Below are 17,436 nucleotides of genomic sequence, written 5' to 3'. Positions count from 1 at the left end.
GACTATGGGATGTGCCACTATGACGGAACAAAATACCCCAGCCGCCCCGGTTGAAGAACCCACCACCGCGGTTGAGAGCTCCCAGCAGCCAGCCGCTGCCAGCCGCAAAGGCAAGAACACCGGCCCGGTGCTCGGCGCGATCGCTATCGTGCTGGTCATCGCCCTCGGCGCGGGCGGTTATTACCATACGCACAAGCAGGCACAACAGCTGATCGCCGCCAATCAGGCGCTGCAGCAGCAGCTTGACGGCGTGAAGCAGAGCCAGCAGCAGGAAAGAAATGCGCTGGAAGGCTTGTTGCAACAGCAGGGTAAAACCCTGGACGCCGCCGATCGCGAGCAGGCGAACCTGGCGCGCCAACTGAGCGAGCTGCAGGAAAAAGTGGCGACCATCTCCGGCAGCGACGCCAAAACCTGGCTGCTGGCGCAGGCCGATTTCCTGGTGAAAATGGCCGGCCGCAAGCTATGGAGCGATCAGGACGTGACCAGCGCCGCCGCGCTGCTGAAAAGCGCCGACGCCAGCCTGGCGGACATGAACGATCCGAGCCTGCTCGACGTGCGCCGCGCCATTACCGAAGACATCAGCACGCTTTCTACGCTGACCCAGGTCGATTACGACGGCATCATCCTCAAGGTCAATCAGCTGTCCAATCAGGTGGATAACCTACGCCTGGCCGATAACGACACCGACGAAGCGCCGATGGATCAAAACAGCAGCGAGCTCTCCGGCTCGATCGGCGAATGGCGGCAGAACCTGGCCAAGAGCTGGCGCAATTTCATGGCCGACTTCATCACCATCCGCCGTCGCGATACCAGCGCCGAACCGCTGCTGGCCCCGAATCAGGACATCTACCTGCGCGAAAACATCCGTTCGCGCCTGCTGGTGGCCGCACAGGCCATTCCGCGTCACCAGAACGAGACCTACAAGCAGTCGCTGGAAACCGTCTCCACCTGGGTGCGCGCCTATTTCGACACCACCGACCCGGCGACCAAGGCCTTCCTTGAAGAGCTGGACAGCCTGAGCCAACAGTCGATCTCGATGGACGTGCCGGATCAGCTGAAAAGCCAGCCGCTGCTCGAAAAAGTGATGCAGACCCGGGTGCGCAACCTGATGACCCAGTCCCCTGCCGCTCATCAGGAGGGTTAAGCCATGTTACGCGTGCTATTTCTGTTCCTGGTGGTGATCGCCAGCGTGGTGCTCGGGCCGATGTTGGCCGGGCATCAGGGCTATGTGCTGATCCAGACCGATAACTACAATATTGAAACCAGCGTCACCGGCCTGGTGATCATGTTGGTGCTGCTGTTCGTGGTGCTGCTGGCGATCGAGTGGATCCTGCGCCGCATCTTCCGTACCGGCGCCCGCACGCGCGGTTGGTTTATCGGCCGCAAGCGCACCCGCGCGCGTCAGCAAACCAAAGCCGCGCTGATCAAACTGGCGGAGGGCGACTACAAGCAGGTTGAAAAGCTGATGACGCGCAACGCCGATCACGCCGAACAGCCGGTGGTGAACTATCTGCTGGCCGCCGAGGCTGCGCAGCAACGCGGCGATGACTTCCGCACCAACCAATATCTGGAGCGGGCCGCCGAAGCCGCCGATACCGATCAGCTGCCGGTGGATATCACCCGGGTTCGCATCCAGCTGGCGCAGGGCGAGAACCACGCCGCGCGCCACGGCGTCGATCGCCTGCTGAACCAAGCGCCGCGCCATCCGGAAGTGTTGCGCCTGGCGGAACAAGCCTATCTGCGCACCGGCGCCTATGCGTCGCTGCTGGAAGTGCTGCCGTCGATGCGTAAAATCGAACTGCACAGCGAAGAGCAGCTGCAGGCGTTGCAGCAACAGGCTTACATCGGGCTGATGAATCAGGCGATGGCGGACGAAGGCAGCGAAGGCCTGAAGCGCTGGTGGAAAGATCAGAGCCGCAAGACGCGTCACGAAGTGCCGCTGCAAATCGCGATGGTGGAGCACCTGATCGAATGCAACGACCACGAACTGGCGCAGGAGATTGTGCTCGACGGCCTGAAACGCCAATATGACGAGCGCCTGGTGCTGTTGCTGCCACGGCTGAAGTCCGGCAACCCCGAGCAGCTTGAGAAAGCGCTGCGTCAGCAGATGAAGCAGCACGGCGCGACGCCGCTGTTGAACAGCACGCTGGGGCAGTTGCTGATGAAGCACGGCGAGTGGCAGCAGGCGGCCGACGCCTTCCGCGAAGCGCTGAAACAGCGTCCGGACGCCTACGATTACGCCTGGCTGGCCGATACGCTGGAGAAACTGCATCGTTCGGATGAAGCGGCGCAGATGCGGCGTGAAGGACTGATGTTGACGCTGAAACAGAACGGCGGCGAATAACCGCCCGCCCGGCAGAGAAAGCGTGGCCTCGGTGCCACGCTTTTTTTTGCCCGTTAGCTTGCTGCAGCGCAAAAAAAAACACTTGCCGCATGGCAAGTGTATAAAGAAGCAATCAGGTCTAGGACAACAGGGGCGGTGCCTCACTCAACGTTTTGCCCTGAGCGTGATGACGGGTTAGTCATCGTTCTCGTGGGCGATAGGCACCCTAAATCGGCTCTGCGTCATTCCCAGGGTTTATGAAGCCTAAGGCGAACATAAGAAATGGAATGAGCATCTACGCTGTAGGTATTGCACTTGGCGTGCCAACTTTCAGACCCAGGAAAGTTGCTATAAAAAATAGCATTCAATTGATTGAAAATATTGAATTTTTATTTACTTCCTAACTTTCGCTCAGCATGCCGTCCCCTGTCATTCTTTACCCACGGCCGATCTGATGCTGTCGCCGTAAAACGACGACTTAAGCCAAAGCCACTTTTAATGTTTAAAATCAATGGATTATATGTCTCAAACTGGCGACAACGTCGAACCACATTGTCGCTGAAAACCTACACACGTGCCGGTTGAGACAAAATGCCAATGTTCAGATACGCAAAAACCCGTGCAATGCTGCACGGGTTGGTCGCTATGCGTTTCGTCGCGGCGGGAAGGACTTACCCTCATAAACGGCGGACGTAAAAAAACCGACTTACGTCGGTTTCTTTGAAACTGGTCAGCGAGAGAAAGATGACGCGCGCCCCAGGATGTAAACGCCCTTCGAGCCGTTGCTAAAGCAACGTCGTCTCGCTTCACGAGGCTCGAACCTCCTGCGGAGGTGCTCATCCTCATAAACTGCAGGCGTAAAAAAACCGACTTGCGTCGGTTTCTTTGAAAGTGGTCGGCGAGAGAGGATTCGAACCTCCGACCCACTGGTCCCAAACCAGTTGCGCTACCAAGCTGCGCTACTCGCCGATTTGTGTTGCTCATACTACCCGATTTATCAGACCGTTGTCCATATAAATCTTATATTTATCAGATATTTTGCGTGGTGCGAAGAGAGGGACTTGAACCCTCACGTCCGTAAGAACACTAACACCTGAAGCTAGCGCGTCTACCAATTCCGCCACCTTCGCACTGTCACAAAATACTGCTAAATCTTCACTTCGCTTAGGAAGTGGGGTGGCTAATGGGACTCGAACCCACGACAACTGGAATCACAATCCAGGGCTCTACCAACTGAGCTATAGCCACCATTACTACTTCTTCTTACTCACGCGGTAATATTACCACCGCAGCTCCTGCGCACAAACTTAATGGCGCGCCCGACAGGATTCGAACCTGAGACCTCTGCCTCCGGAGGGCAGCGCTCTATCCAGCTGAGCTACGGGCGCGTAGCGCCGTTGCGGGAGGGGATACTACGGATTTACGCCAATCCTGTCTAGTGCTTTTTCGCAGAAATGTTGCGTTTGATTACGCTTTGCTCACTCCTGCGCAGGAAAGCGCACTCCGTAGCCCCTTTTCACCGTTTATTGCCGCGTTTCTACCCGATTTTCAGCCGGATGATGTTTCTTATGCATGCCGAAAGCGAAGTAGCACAGGCTGACGCCCGCTAAGAAAATCGCCCCGACCAGCAGGGAAATTCGCGTATCCGGGTTGATTCCCATGCCGACCAGCACGCAAACCAGAAAAGCGATGGTCAGATAGTTCACATACGGGAACATGATCGACTTAAAGCTGTGGTTTTTGATCGCTTCCTTGTGCGCGCGGCGGAAATAGAGTTGGCTTATCAGCACCACGAACCACGGCACCATGCCCGGCAACACGCTGGCGCTGTAGACATAGACGAACACCTGCTCCGGATTAGGGATGATGTAGTTCAGCGCGGAGCCCACCAACAGGCAGCCGATGGTGACGGCGATGCAGTTGACCGGCACGCCGCTGGCGGAAAGCTTGGTCAGCGCCGCTGGCAGTTGGCGATTCTTGGCCAGGGCGTACAGCATGCGGCCGCCGCTGTACATGCCGCTGTTGCAACCGGAAAGCGCGGCGGTCAGTACCACAAAGTTAATGATGCCGGCAGCAGCGACGATGCCGATCTTGGCGAAGGTCAGCACGAACGGGCTGCCGGTAGTGCCGATGCCGTTCCACGGGAAGATGGTCACGATGACGAAGATCGCGCCGACATAGAAGATCAGGATGCGCCACAGGATATTGTTGATCGCGCGTTTCAGCGTCACCTGCGGGTTTTTGGCTTCACCAGCGGTGATGCCCACCAGCTCAACCCCCTGATAGGACGCCACCACGATGCACAGCGCAAACAGGAAGCCCTTCCAGCCGCCGGCAAAGAAGCCGCCGTGCGCCGTCAGATTGGCGAAACCGATAGGTTCACCGCCGTTGCCGAAACCGAAGAAGATCACCCCCAGCCCCACCAAAATCATCACGATGATGGTCGTGACCTTGATCATGGCGAACCAGAACTCCAGCTCACCGTACAGGCGCACCGCCGCCAGGTTGGCCAGCGCCACCATCGCCACGGCGATCAGCGCGGGGACCCACTGCGGTATTTCCGGGAACCAGAACTGCACATACACCCCGATGGCGGTGATCTCCGAAATGCCGACGGCGATCCACATAAACCAGTACCCCCAGGCGGTGAGGTAGCCGAAATAGGGATTCATGTATTTATGCGCGTAAACGGCGAACGACCCGGCGACCGGCTCGAGGAACAGCATCTCCCCCATCGAACGCATAATGAAGAACACGAACAGCCCGGCGATGATGTAAGCCAGCAGTACCGACGGCCCGGCCCATTTCAGCGTACTGGCCGATCCCATAAACAGGCCGACACCAATGGTGCCCCCGAGAGCGATAAGCTCGATGTGCCGGGCCTCAAGGCCTCGATGTAGCCCTTGCGGTTTCTCTTTGTGTGCCATAAATCCTCAATAATTTTTCTCGGGTTGTGTTTGCCTGCCGGCCGCTGCCGGTCGTTATTGTCATTATTAAAAGAATAAATCATCCCCTGCCGTTCGGGTTGGCATCAACGGGTAGTCGGAGCGAAGTTACCGTGAGAAGAACATCGTTCAGCGCTGTCGCATCAGGCTTCAGCGGCCAGGGATAATTTCCGGGCGGTATCGTTTCGCATTTCGTCGCTATAAGCAAACCGCAATTTAAAACTTTATGGAATAAATGCGGCGACGTTTAGGGCTGGGGGTTATAGATATGTGGGAGAAATAGGCAAAAGCAGATTATTGGTACAGCAGACCGGGGCGAACCGACACATTTCCCCCGGATAAGCGATTACATTTTGCCGCTGTAGTAGTAGCCGACAAACTTCAACAGCTTCAGCTGCCGGCCGATGCGGCTGGGCTGGCTAAGCAGGCGGTAAAGCCACTCCAGACCGAGGTTCTGCCACACCTTGGGCGCACGCTTCACATGGCCGGTAAACACGTCGTAGGTGCCGCCCACGCCCATATACAGCGCCTGCGGATGCACCTTGCGGCAGTCGCGCATCAGGATCTCCTGCTTCGGCGATCCCATCGCCACCGTCACGATGGCGGCGCCGCTGGCGCGAATACGCTCGAACAGCGCCTCTCGCTGCTCCGGTTTGAAATAGCCGTCCTGGCTGCCCACCAGGTTAACGTTCCACTGGCTGCGCAGCTTCCGTTCGGTTTCCGCCAGCACCTCCGGCTTGCCGCCGATCAGGAAGACCGGCGTGCCTTCACGGCCGGCGCGCTGCATCAAGGCTTCCCAAAGGTCGGCGCCCGCGACGCGCGAAACGTCCGCCGCCGGGTATTTGCGGCGAATCGAGCGCACCATGCTGATGCCGTCGGCGTACTTGTACTCCGCTTCATCCAGCAACGCATGCAGCGCCGGGTCCTCTTCCGCCTTCAGAATCTTTTCCGCATTCATGGCCACCAACGTGCCCTGTTTGACCCGGCCGCCGTCGAACAGAAAGTCCATGCAGTGCGCCATATCGCGAAAGCCCCACAGGCTGAAACCGCGCAGCTCATACTGCGGCACCGAAATCTTTGTTTCCATCGTCGTCATTACCCTTACAAAAGACCGTCCGCCCGTGGGGGAGAGGCCAGCGCGCGGGCGCGCGTCACTCTGGCCTTGATGAGCCCGGCGGTATCGAACAGCCAATACAGCAACTTCGCCAGCACCAGACAGGCGCCGAAAATAATGCAGAAGAACACCACGCGCGAAACGAATGAGTCCACCCCTTCGCGCGCCAACACGATCATGTTGAACACCGCGCCGAAGCAGAATCCTTGCAGGATAGCCGCCTTATAGCGGTTCGGTTCGGTTTTGCCCAACTCATACAGCCAGTCGAACCACTTGATGATCATGCCCACCAGAATCGCGCCGAGCGGGATGAACAGCGCGCCGCCCATCACCACCAGCGAACCGATCAGCGTCGGGGATATCGCCAGCCCGGAGTGGTTGTTCAGCACTTCCCAGGTGAAATAGTTGGCCGAGTTCAGCACCACGTCCGGCCGGCCCGGCCATAGCCACGTTGGGATAAAGACGTAGAAATCACGCAGGATCGGCGCCAGGCCCTGGAAATCGATCTTGTCGTAATTTTGCAGCAGCAGCGCCAGATTTTCCCACGGCGAGAAGGTGTCTCGGGTCAGATAGAGGAAGGTATAAAACGCTTCCGCGCCGCTGACGTCCAGGCTGTAGCGCTTCAACGCCAGCCAGAACATGCCGACCACGCCGAATATGCCGGCCGCCGCCAACATCCACAGCGTGATCCAGCCGCGCACGATGCCGATAAACAGGAACAGCGCGAAGGCGATGATGATATTCGCGCGGGTGCCGCCGACGATCACGTAGGTCAAAATGCCGAACGCCACCGTCGCCACCAGGAACAAGAACCAGGCGCGCAGATCCTGCCGCAGGAAATAGACCACCAGCATCGCCGGAATGAAGAAGTAGAAGAACCGTTTGAGCGCCACGCCGGACACGTCGCTGGAGAAGATCTGGCTGTAGGAATTGAGCTTGAACAGCAGGAAGCCGTTCTGCATGAAGAAGATACCCACGGTCCCGATCGCCACCAGCGCCAGCAGCACCCAGGTCATATGGGTTTCCACCCGGTTCATGGTGAACAGCGCCGCACGCGGCTGAGAGCGGCGCTTGCGCAGCCGGGTCTTGTAGGTGACGTAATAGATGGCGTAAAACGCCGTCGCCGACAGCAAGGCGTACAGCAGAAACTCCACCGGCACCACCTCGACGTCAAACTGAAACACCAGCAGACAGGTCAGCGGGAAGCCGAAATAAAACGTCAGCAAATACAGCAGCGAGAAGAAGACGTTGAAGTTAAAGCGCACGCGCCGAAACTCCTGGTAGGTCAGCGTCAGAATAAACGTCAGGCTGACCAGGTAGACGACGAACAGGCCGCCGAATTGCGCCAACGTCATGAGTGCTCTCCCGCCGCCAGCGCCAGGGCTTGCTGCCAGCCATCGACATAGTTCGGATTAAAGAAGGCGATAGTCTGCTTGTCCACCGCCGCCAGCTGACGCTGCGCTTCGCGCACCACCGCCTCGTCGAGCGAGTCGCCGTAGAACAGCACCGGCAGGTGCTGTTCCGCCAAATCCTGCCAGAACGGGTTCTGCCGGCTGAGCACGAAAGGCACGCCAAACTGAATCAGCAGACACAGGGTGCCTATCCCCTGCTGGCGATTGAAAATGAAATAACCCAGATCGCAGGCGCGCAGGATGTTGAGGTAGTCCTCAAACGCCACCTGCTGCGTGAGCAGCTGCAGGTTTTTCTCGCCAAACAGCGGCAACCCGGCGGCGCGCACCTGCTCGATGTAGGCGTCGTTATTGGCCGGATAGCCCATCGGCAGGATCACGCGCACGTCAGCGCCGAACTGCTGATGTATCGCCTGCAGCGCTTCGATATGCCGGTTGCTGCGATCGCCGGAGTTGCCCACCAGAATCGTCATCGGCCCGGCCAGATTTTTCTCGACGTGAACGTCGGTCAGCGCCGGATCCATCCGCGTCGGGAAGTACAACAGCGAGGCCGGCACCCGCGCATGGCGCTGCTGATAGTGGATCACGTCGCCGCGGGTGGCGAACACGTTCCCCACTCGCCCCTGAGCAATGCGGCGCAGCAGGTAAAACAGCCGAAACTTCCAGCTGGTGGCGTCTTCATACAGATCGGCGCCCCAAATATGCCAACTGACCTGATGCGCCTTGATCTTGCCGCTCAGCAGCGCCAGCCACAGCCCCGGGTTAAACTGACCGTGCAGGAAGAAGCGCGCATCGCGATCGGCCTGGGCGCGGGCGATCACCGCCGCCGCCAGGCTCTTCTTGTCGGCGTAAGGCTCAATGTTCAGGGCGGGGAAATCCCCCAGTGCCGCCACATCCTTGGCCGCCACCATAAAATGCCGCGTCTGCTCAGCCGGCAAACGCGGCGCCAGCACGTCGTTGAAGAAGCGCAGCACTGTCTGGTTATGATGCGGGATATCGGATCCCAGAACGTGAATCAGTGTGGTCATACTCGTCTACGATAAATAAGAAACACGCAGCTACAGAGCGCGAAATACACGATGTAGGTTGCCATATAGGCCTGAGCCGCCCCCAGCGCGCCGCGCAGCGGGATAAGCCAGTGCGAGAACAGCGTCAGCAGCAGAAACTGGCTGACTTCCGTCAGGATATAAAAGCGCAGCGACGCTTTGGCGATCACCAGATAGCCGAACACATAGGCCCCGACTTTCAGCACGTCGCCCACCAGCTGCCAGGCAAACAGATCGCGCATGGCGACGAACTTGTCCGAGAACAGCAGCCAGATGGCGAAATCACGCAGCAACCACACCGTAAAGCTCGCCGCCGCTACCGCCGGCAGCACGAATTTCAGCGAGCGCACGATCTCCCGCGAGATGGCGCCCTTGTCCGTCAACCGCGACAGCGTCGGCAGCAGATAGACGGTAAACGAGGCGGTGATAAACTGCAGATAGGCATCGGAAATGCTGCTGACGCCTTGCCAGATCCCCACTTCATCCCAACCGTAATGCGCGGCCAACAGGTTACGCATCATCACGTAAGCCACCGGCAGCGTCACCGAGGTGATCAACGCCATGAGGGTGAATTTGCCGAGATTGCCGGCCACCCCTTTGTCCCAGCGCGGAGCCAGGTAGCGCAGCGGCAACGTTTTGCGCCGCCACAGCATCAGCCCGGCCGGCACCACCACCAACGCCGGCACCAACGCCAGCCCTGCCAGCGCGCCTTCATAGCCGCCCAGCTTGAAGCACAGATAATAAGCCACCACGCCGATCAGGCTGCCGCCGATCACCGCCAGCGCGTTGCCCATCGCGTCGCGATAGCCTTTCAGCACCGCCATGAACAGGTTGGCGTAGGCGATGCCCATCTGAATGAAGGCGACGGCGCGCACCACGCCGACGTAATCGGCATGCCCGAACAGCCCGATGCTGATCGGCTCGGCGGCGAACAAAAACACCAGCGCCAGCAAGGTCGAAAAGCCCAGCACGATGCTCGACGCGGTGCCGACCGCCAGACGCAAACGCTGCGAGTCCTGGTGGTACTCCGCCACGTACTTGGTGATGCCGTTAAAAATGCCCGCGCCGGACAGCACGCCCAGCACGGTGATCAACTGGCGAAAGTTACCCGCCTGCCCCACGCCGCTGGGGCCAAACGCCACCGCCAGCAGTTTCACCACCAATAGCCCCACGCCAATTTTGATCAGCGTGGAGCCGGCGGTCCATATCGACGCTTTTGCCAACGACATATCAGGCGAAGAAGCTCAGTATGCTATTGATAACCGTACGTTGATTGGCATCGGACAGATTGTAGAACAGCGGCAAACGCACCAGACGCGCACTTTCCTGGCTGGTATAGCGATCTTCACCGGCAAAGCGGCCAAACTGTTCGCCGGCCGGGCACGCATGCAGCGGGATATAGTGAAACACCGTCATGATCTCGGCTTCTTTCAAATAGTCGATAAATGCGGTGCGCTCTTCGATATCGCGCAGCTTGATATAGAACATGTGCGCATTGTGCTCGCAGTCCGCCGGCACAGTCGGCAGCTCGATACGGCCGGCCTGCGCTAACGGCAGGAAACTGTCGTAGTACTTCTGCCACAGCGACAGGCGGCGCTGATTGATGCGCTCCGCCACTTCCAGTTGCCCCCACAGGTAGGCGGCCTGCAGGTCAGACATCAAGTAGCTGGAGCCGATGTCGCGCCAGGTATATTTGTCGACCTGGCCACGGAAGAACTGGCTGCGGTTGGTGCCTTTCTCGCGGATGACTTCCGCCCGATCGATCAGGGCCGGATCGTTCACCAGCGTCGCGCCGCCTTCGCCGCCGGCGGTATAGTTTTTGGTTTCATGGAAGCTGAAGCAGCCGATATGGCCGATGGTGCCCAATGCCTTGCCTTTGTAGGTCGACATCACGCCCTGCGCGGCGTCTTCCACCACGAACAGGTTATATTTCTTCGCCAGCGCCATGATGGTATCCATCTCGCAGGCGACGCCGGCGTAGTGTACCGGCACGATCGCGCGGGTTTTATCGGTAATCGCCGCTTCGATTTTGGTTTCGTCGATGTTCATGGTGTCCGGACGCAGATCGACGAATACCACTTTGGCGCCGCGCAGCACAAAGGCGTTGGCGGTTGAAACGAAGGTAAAGCTCGGCATGATCACTTCGTCGCCCGGCTGAATATCCAGCAGGATGGCGGCCATTTCCAACGACGCGGTGCAGGAAGGCGTCAACAGCACTTTCGCGCTGCCGAAATGCTGTTCCATCCACTGTTGGCAGCGACGGGTAAAACCGCCGTCGCCGCACAACTTGCCGCTGCTCATCGCAGCCTGCATATATTCCAGTTCAGTGCCAACAACCGGTGGAGCGTTAAATGGAATCATGTCTACCTCTGTATAACCAATACGCGGTGCTTTCAATCACGGCACCCTGTCGTTGATAGAGTCTTAATGCGGCGATATTGCCTACCTGGGTCGCGACCCGCAGGCGCTGCATCCCCTGCCGCCGGCATTCGGCCAGCGCCGCCGCCATCAGTCTGGAGCCAATGCCCCGGCCTGATGCGCCGGGATAGGCCGCCAGCAAGCCGATACGCATTTCCTGGTCGCCAATGTCACGCAGGCTGACAAATCCTTCGGGTTGCCCCTGGTTGTCCAATACCAGCAAGCATTGATGATCAAAGGTGCCCAGCACCGCTTTTTCGATCCAGGCCGCATAGAATCGCCCGCTATCGGCGCGATCGTACCACGGTGCGCGAAATCGGCTGGCGGCGAACACGTCACCGGCGGCAGCCCGCAACGACGGGATGTCCTCGGGTACGGCCATCCGCACCCCGGCCGCAGCGGTATCGACCGTCTCCCGTCCAGTTGCAATGTTCACTGCCAGGTCCACTTCGCCTTCGACCAGCCGGAAGCCCAGCGCCGACAGCGCATCGGCCCACTCCAATCGGTAAGCGGGGATTTTAGCCTGCACCAACGCATAAGCATCCAAATCAGCGTGGCTGACGGGGGCCGCAGAGTCGTCGAAATGTAACTTGGCGCTTTTCAATTGGAAGAAGTCGCTCTCCCAATTCAGCGGTTCAATACTGGCGTGGACGCGCATGCAATAAATCCAGTAAGTATTTGCCGTAACCTGTCTTGGCCAGCGTCTGAGCCGCGCGTTTCACGCCCTCATCATCCAGCCAGCCATTGCGCCAGGCGATCTCTTCAAGACAGGCGATTTTAAAGCCCTGACGTTTCTCGACCGTCTGCACGAAACTGCTGGCTTCCAGCAGGCTGTCGTGAGTGCCGGTATCCAGCCAGGCAAAACCGCGCCCCAGCAGCTCGACGGTCAGTTCTCCGCGCTCCAGATACATCTGGTTGATGCTGGTGATCTCCAGCTCACCCCGAGGTGACGGTTTGATCTGCTTGGCGAACTCCACAACCTGAGCATCATAGAAATACAACCCGGTCACCGCCCAGTTAGACTTCGGTTTAACCGGCTTTTCTTCGATCGATAATGCCCGATAGCGGTCATCGAATTCCACTACGCCAAAACGCTCGGGATCCATCACCTGATAGCCAAACACCGTGGCGCCGGCGGTGCGCGCCGCAACGCTTCTCAGCTTGGGACTGAATCCCTGGCCAAAGTAAATATTATCGCCCAACACCAGGCAGCTCGGCTCGCCGGCCAAGAATTCTTCGCCAATCAGAAATGCCTGAGCCAGGCCATCGGGGCTAGGCTGCTCGGCATAGCTGAGATTGATGCCAAACGCTTCGCCGCTGCCCAACAAACGCTTGAAAGAAGGCAGATCTTCCGGCGTGGAGATAATCAGAATGTCTTTGATCCCCGCCAGCATCAGCACCGACAGCGGGTAATAGATCATCGGTTTATCGTAAATCGGCAACAGCTGCTTCGATACGCCGCGGGTAATTGGATGCAGACGCGTCCCGGAACCCCCTGCCAGCACAATACCTTTCATACTTGCTCCCAAATCCGCCGCACCGCGCACAGGCCGCACGGCGTGACATTCAATCGGACAGCCCCAAACGCTCGCCGGCATAAGAACCGTCTTGCACCCGGCGCCACCAGACTTCGTTATTCAGGTACCAAACCACGGTTTTGCGAATGCCGCTTTCGAACGTTTCCTGCGGTTGCCATCCCAACTCACGGTCGATCTTGCCGGCGTCGATGGCGTAACGCATGTCGTGGCCCGGGCGATCCTTAACGTAAGTGATCAGATCGCGGTAGTGCGCCACGCCCTGTGGTTTGTTTGGCGCCAGTTCTTCCAGCAGGTCACAGATGGTCTGCACCACTTCGATATTCTTGCGCTCGTTATGGCCGCCGATATTGTAAGTTTCGCCCACCACACCTTCGGTCACCACCTGATAGAGCGCGCGTGCGTGATCCTCGACATACAGCCAGTCGCGCACCTGCGCGCCGTTGCCGTATACCGGCAGCGGTTTACCGGCGACGGCATTCAGGATAACCAGCGGGATCAGCTTCTCCGGGAAGTGATAAGGGCCGTAGTTGTTCGAACAGTTGGTCACTAGGGTCGGCAAACCATAGGTGCGCAGCCAGGCGCGCACCAGATGATCGCTCGACGCCTTGGAGGCGGAATACGGGCTGCTCGGCGCATAGGGCGTGGTTTCGGTGAACAGATCGTCAGTGCCGTGCAGATCGCCGTACACTTCGTCGGTGGAGATATGATGGAAGCGGAAAGCCTGCTTCTTCTCCGCCGCCAACGGCTGCCAGTAATGGCGCGCCGCTTCCAGCAGGGTGTAAGTGCCGACCACATTGGTCTCAATAAACGCCGCCGGGCCGTCGATAGAGCGATCGACGTGACTTTCCGCCGCCAGGTGCATCACCACGTCCGGTTGATAACGGGCAAACACCCGATCCAACCCGGCGCGATCGCAGATGTCGACCTGCTCGAAGGCATAACGATCGCTGTCGGCCACTACCGCCAGCGACTCCAGGTTACCGGCATAGGTCAGCTTATCCACTACCACCACGCTGTCGCCGGTGGCCTCGATGATATGCCGCACGACCGCAGAGCCGATAAATCCGGCGCCGCCGGTGACTAAGATACGCTTCAACGCCAAACTCCCTTGGTATCCACCACCCAGCTTTGCTTAATCTCTTCCGGCCGGATGGCCTTGAACTGCTGATGATCGACCAACATCACGATCACATCGGCCTGTTGCAACGCCTCCGCGATTGGCGTCAACGTTACATGGCCCGCCAGCGAAGTCGGCAACTGTTCGACGTTCGGTTCCACCGCCAGCGTTTCACCGACGTGCCATTCGGCGATCAGGTGGGCCACTTCCACCGCCGGGCTTTCGCGCAGATCGTCGATATTCGGCTTGAAGGCCAGACCGAAGCAGGCGATTTTCACCTCTGACGCCCGCTTGTCGGTGGCGGCCAGGCAATCGGCCACCGCCGCTTTCACCCGGTCGACCACCCACAACGGTTTGCCGTCGTTCACCAGACGTGCGGTATGGATCAAGCGCGCCTGCTGCGGGTTCTGCGCCACGATAAACCACGGATCGACGGCGATGCAGTGGCCGCCGACGCCTGGGCCAGGCTGTAGAATGTTCACCCGCGGGTGACGGTTCGCCAGGCGAATCAGTTCCCAGACGTTGATCCCCTGTTCGGCGCAAATCAGCGACAGTTCGTTAGCAAAGGCGATGTTCACATCGCGGAAGCTGTTTTCCGTCAGCTTGCACATCTCGGCAGTGCGTGAGTTGGTGACCACGCATTCCCCCTCGAGGAAAATCTTGTACAGCTCGCTGGCGCGCGCGGAGCACTTCGGCGTCATGCCGCCGATCACGCGATCGTTTTGAATCAGCTCCACCATCACCTGCCCCGGCAACACGCGCTCAGGGCAATAGGCGATATTCACGTCCGCCGCTTCGCCCGCTTGTTGCGGGAAGCTGAGATCGCTGCGCGCCTGCGCCAACCATTCCGCCATCTGTTCAGTGGCGCCCACCGGCGAGGTGGACTCAAGGATCACCAGATCGCCTTTTTTCAGCACCGGCGCCAGCGACTTCGCCGCCGCCTCGACATAGGCCAGATCCGGCTCATGGTCGCCCTTGAACGGTGTAGGCACCGCGATCAGGAACGCATCGGCCGCCAGCGGTTTGGTCACCGCCTGCAGGAAACCGCCGTCGACGGCATCCTTGACCACTTTATCCAGATCCGGTTCGACGATGTGGATAGCACCGCGATTAATGGTATCTACCGCATGTTGGTTAACATCTACGCCCACCACTTTTTTCTTGCGGGAAGCAAACGCCGCCGCCGTTGGCAAGCCGATATAACCCAGGCCGATAACCGAAATAGTGTCAAAACTCATAGTGTCACCTGATGATTCTTTAAAGCTTCGAGGATACGCTGACAGGCATGCCCGTCGCCGTATGGGTTGTGCGCCCGGCTCATCGCGTGATATTCGCTTTCGTCCGTCAACAGCCGGGTCACCGCTTCAACAATTTTGGCCACATCGGTGCCGACCAAGCGCACCGTGCCCGCATCTACCGCCTCCGGGCGCTCGGTGGTGTCGCGCATCACCAGCACCGGCTTGCCTAACGAGGGCGCCTCTTCCTGAATGCCGCCGGAGTCGGTGAGGATCATGTAAGCGTGGGTCATCAGATAGACAAACGGCAAATAATCCTGCGGCTCGATCAGCATGACGTTGTCGATGCCTTTCAAAATGCGATTCACCGGCTCGCTGACATTCGGATTAAGATGCACCGGGTACACCACCTGCACTTCCGGGTGGCTGCGGGCGATCTCTGCCAGCGCGCTGCAAATCCGCTCAAAACCGCCGCCAAAGCTTTCCCGGCGATGGCCGGTGACCAGAATCAGTTTTTTGTCGGCATCGAGGAACGGGTAACGCTGCGCCAGGCTGGCGCGCAGCGCAGCATCGCTCATCACGCGATCGCGCACCCAGAACAACGCGTCGATCACCGTATTGCCGGTCACGAAAATGTGGTTGTCCGGCAGCAGCTCGCGCAGCAGATTTTGGCGTGAGTTCTCGGTCGGCGCGAAGTGGTACATCGCCAGATGGCCGGTCAGTTTGCGGTTGGCCTCTTCCGGCCAGGGAGAATACAGATTGCCGGTACGCAGCCCGGCTTCGACATGCCCAACGGGGATGCGTTGATAGAACGCCGCCAGACTGGTCGCCAGCGTGGTGGTGGTATCGCCGTGCACCAGCACCACGTCCGGTTTGAAGTCTTCCAGCACCCCTTTCAGCCCTTCCAGGATACGACAGGTGATTTCCGTTAGCCCCTGGCCGGGTTTCATGATGTTCAGGTCGTAATCCGGCGTGATCTCGAACAACCGCAATACCTGATCCAACATCTCACGATGCTGTGCCGTTACGCAGACTCTTGCTTCAAAGGCCTCATCCTGGGCCAGTGCATGTACCAGCGGCGCCATTTTAATGGCTTCAGGTCTGGTGCCGAAAACAGTCAACACTTTCACAGCGAATCTCTTTTGGTCGGTTAATCGCAGGCCCCGCCTGCGAATGGGGCGCTCACGCGCCCTGCATCAGATTATTATATTATTTTTTTAACTACGCGGCCGACGCGCCAAGGCCACACCGGCGCCAACCAACGCGCCCATCGCGCCCCACAAAATCAGCCAGAAGACCCGGCGTGGGCTGTCGCGTTTTACCGGCTCTTCCGGCGTGCGCAAATAGCGATAGGTCTGGAACTTCTCATCCAACGTCGGGCCAACGTTCAGCGTCGCCAGCATTGCGCGGTTCTGATCGTAATCCAGATCGTAGGTCGGGCCGGAGGCCTGCAGGCCTTCCAGACGCGCCTGCAGCATTGGCCGGCCCAGCAAGAACAGATCCGAATCCGGCAACTGTTCGGCCGGAGTGTCGGTTTGCGTACGGCTGATCCCCTGGCTCTCGGCAATTTTCAACGCCTGTTGCGTGGTGTTCAGCTCGCGCTTGTAAACCGACTCCGCGACCGCTTCCTGACGCTTGACCTGTGCCTTCATCGAGGTGGTGCGAGCGGCCCACGCGCCCTGGATCTCTTCGTTCAGGTGCAGGGCTGCGCGGTGGCTGGCGAAGGCCACGTATTGGCGCAGCAGGCGGTTGGCGTCCGCGGCGGTTTCCGCCGTCAGCTTCACGCCGTCGTTCGGGACTTTTTTGTCGTCGCGCGGCGTGAACAGGATGTTATTGATCAGCTCGTCGAGCAATGCCGCATCGGCACGGGCATCCCCTTCCTGACGCTGTTTGTAGTAATCGCTCTGCAGCCAGAAATCGCGACGCGTGTCGTAAGCCGCCAGCTGCATGATGAACTCATTGTACGCTTCATCCGCGATGCTCGGCTGATCGCCGGCCGCCGCCGCCGGCAGCGTGCGCACATCCAGATTGCGCAGGAACTGCTGCTGGGAGTAATAACCGCCCAGCGCATTCACCGTCGGCCTGTCGGTGATCGCGGTGGCGCTCCACTCTTGCTTAACCAGGTAAGAAACGATCAGCGCGACCGCCGCGAACAGCACCGCAATGCCGATAATCCACGGTTTGCCGCGCCACAGGGTGCAGCACAGGCCGCGGATATCGAGTTCGTTATCCACCGCCGGGGTATGCTTGTCAGACGTTGTTTCTGGATTCATCACAGCCAAAAAGCCTCT

14 protein-coding genes and 4 tRNA genes are annotated in these 17,436 nt (G+C 59.0%); 2 read left to right on the top strand and 16 right to left on the bottom strand.

Features of this window, described 5'->3' with window-relative positions:
- Positions 1-19: 19 nt before the first annotated feature.
- Together hemX and hemY are read left to right on the top strand one after the other, a co-directional pair.
- The gene (hemX, locus tag SERRSCBI_RS00790; protein ID WP_033645029.1) at positions 20-1,144 is read left to right on the top strand and encodes a uroporphyrinogen-III C-methyltransferase; all 1,125 of its coding nucleotides are present in this window, start codon (positions 20-22) and stop codon (positions 1,142-1,144) included.
- 3 nt (positions 1,145-1,147) lie between these two features.
- On the top strand, positions 1,148-2,344 hold the full coding sequence (hemY, locus tag SERRSCBI_RS00785) for a protoheme IX biogenesis protein HemY (RefSeq protein WP_033645031.1): 1,197 nt from the start codon (positions 1,148-1,150) through the stop codon (positions 2,342-2,344).
- An 871-nt stretch (positions 2,345-3,215) separates the two neighbouring features.
- On the opposite strand, the gene SERRSCBI_RS00780 is transcribed toward hemY, so the two are convergent.
- The 16 genes from SERRSCBI_RS00780 to wzzE all read right to left on the bottom strand — a co-directional run bounded on the left by SERRSCBI_RS00780 (position 3,216) and on the right by wzzE (position 17,418).
- Positions 3,216-3,292, bottom strand: a tRNA-Pro gene (locus tag SERRSCBI_RS00780).
- Between the two features lie 74 nt (positions 3,293-3,366).
- Positions 3,367-3,453 (bottom strand) — tRNA-Leu (locus SERRSCBI_RS00775).
- A gap of 42 nt (positions 3,454-3,495) precedes the next feature.
- A tRNA-His gene (locus tag SERRSCBI_RS00770) sits at positions 3,496-3,571 on the bottom strand.
- Between the two features lie 63 nt (positions 3,572-3,634).
- Positions 3,635-3,711, bottom strand: a tRNA-Arg gene (locus SERRSCBI_RS00765).
- Between the two features lie 135 nt (positions 3,712-3,846).
- Positions 3,847-5,250 (bottom strand): amino acid permease, encoded by a 1,404-nt coding sequence (locus SERRSCBI_RS00760; RefSeq protein WP_004934226.1) that lies wholly within the window; start codon positions 5,248-5,250, stop codon positions 3,847-3,849.
- 364 nt (positions 5,251-5,614) lie between these two features.
- Positions 5,615-6,355: a lipopolysaccharide N-acetylmannosaminouronosyltransferase gene (gene wecG / locus SERRSCBI_RS00755; protein WP_033631482.1), complete on the bottom strand. Its 741-nt coding sequence runs from the start codon at positions 6,353-6,355 to the stop codon at positions 5,615-5,617.
- A gap of 14 nt (positions 6,356-6,369) precedes the next feature.
- Positions 6,370-7,737: an ECA oligosaccharide polymerase gene (gene wzyE, locus SERRSCBI_RS00750; RefSeq protein ID WP_033631481.1), complete on the bottom strand. Its 1,368-nt coding sequence runs from the start codon at positions 7,735-7,737 to the stop codon at positions 6,370-6,372.
- On the bottom strand, positions 7,734-8,819 hold the full coding sequence (locus tag SERRSCBI_RS00745) for a TDP-N-acetylfucosamine:lipid II N-acetylfucosaminyltransferase (protein WP_033645035.1): 1,086 nt from the start codon (positions 8,817-8,819) through the stop codon (positions 7,734-7,736). The genes wzyE and SERRSCBI_RS00745 overlap by 4 nt, the downstream gene beginning before the upstream one ends.
- The gene (gene wzxE / locus SERRSCBI_RS00740; RefSeq protein ID WP_042783443.1) at positions 8,816-10,066 is read right to left on the bottom strand and encodes a lipid III flippase WzxE; all 1,251 of its coding nucleotides are present in this window, start codon (positions 10,064-10,066) and stop codon (positions 8,816-8,818) included. The genes SERRSCBI_RS00745 and wzxE overlap by 4 nt, the downstream gene beginning before the upstream one ends.
- 1 nt (position 10,067) lies before the next feature.
- Positions 10,068-11,198, bottom strand: coding sequence for a dTDP-4-amino-4,6-dideoxygalactose transaminase (gene rffA, locus SERRSCBI_RS00735; RefSeq protein ID WP_033652432.1), 1,131 nt, complete (start codon positions 11,196-11,198; stop codon positions 10,068-10,070).
- Positions 11,185-11,913, bottom strand: a complete 729-nt coding sequence (gene rffC / locus SERRSCBI_RS00730) for a dTDP-4-amino-4,6-dideoxy-D-galactose acyltransferase (RefSeq protein WP_042783442.1) — start codon at positions 11,911-11,913, stop codon at positions 11,185-11,187. Before rffC ends, rffA begins: the two co-directional genes overlap by 14 nt.
- Positions 11,891-12,772: a glucose-1-phosphate thymidylyltransferase RfbA gene (rfbA, locus tag SERRSCBI_RS00725; RefSeq protein WP_042783441.1), complete on the bottom strand. Its 882-nt coding sequence runs from the start codon at positions 12,770-12,772 to the stop codon at positions 11,891-11,893. Before rfbA ends, rffC begins: the two co-directional genes overlap by 23 nt.
- Positions 12,773-12,821: 49 nt before the next feature.
- Positions 12,822-13,889, bottom strand: coding sequence for a dTDP-glucose 4,6-dehydratase (rffG, locus tag SERRSCBI_RS00720; protein WP_042783440.1), 1,068 nt, complete (start codon positions 13,887-13,889; stop codon positions 12,822-12,824).
- Positions 13,886-15,148: a UDP-N-acetyl-D-mannosamine dehydrogenase gene (wecC, locus tag SERRSCBI_RS00715; RefSeq protein ID WP_033652436.1), complete on the bottom strand. Its 1,263-nt coding sequence runs from the start codon at positions 15,146-15,148 to the stop codon at positions 13,886-13,888. Before wecC ends, rffG begins: the two co-directional genes overlap by 4 nt.
- Positions 15,145-16,275, bottom strand: a complete 1,131-nt coding sequence (gene wecB / locus SERRSCBI_RS00710) for a non-hydrolyzing UDP-N-acetylglucosamine 2-epimerase (protein ID WP_033652437.1) — start codon at positions 16,273-16,275, stop codon at positions 15,145-15,147. Before wecB ends, wecC begins: the two co-directional genes overlap by 4 nt.
- 87 nt (positions 16,276-16,362) lie before the next feature.
- Positions 16,363-17,418, bottom strand: a complete 1,056-nt coding sequence (wzzE, locus tag SERRSCBI_RS00705; protein ID WP_033652438.1) for an ECA polysaccharide chain length modulation protein — start codon at positions 17,416-17,418, stop codon at positions 16,363-16,365.
- Positions 17,419-17,436: the final 18 nt, after the last annotated feature.

Origin of the sequence: Serratia sp. SCBI, assembly GCF_000747565.1 — a bacterium.
Lineage (GTDB): Bacteria > Pseudomonadota > Gammaproteobacteria > Enterobacterales > Enterobacteriaceae > Serratia > Serratia ureilytica.
This window is presented reverse-complemented; position numbering and strand designations above follow the sequence as displayed.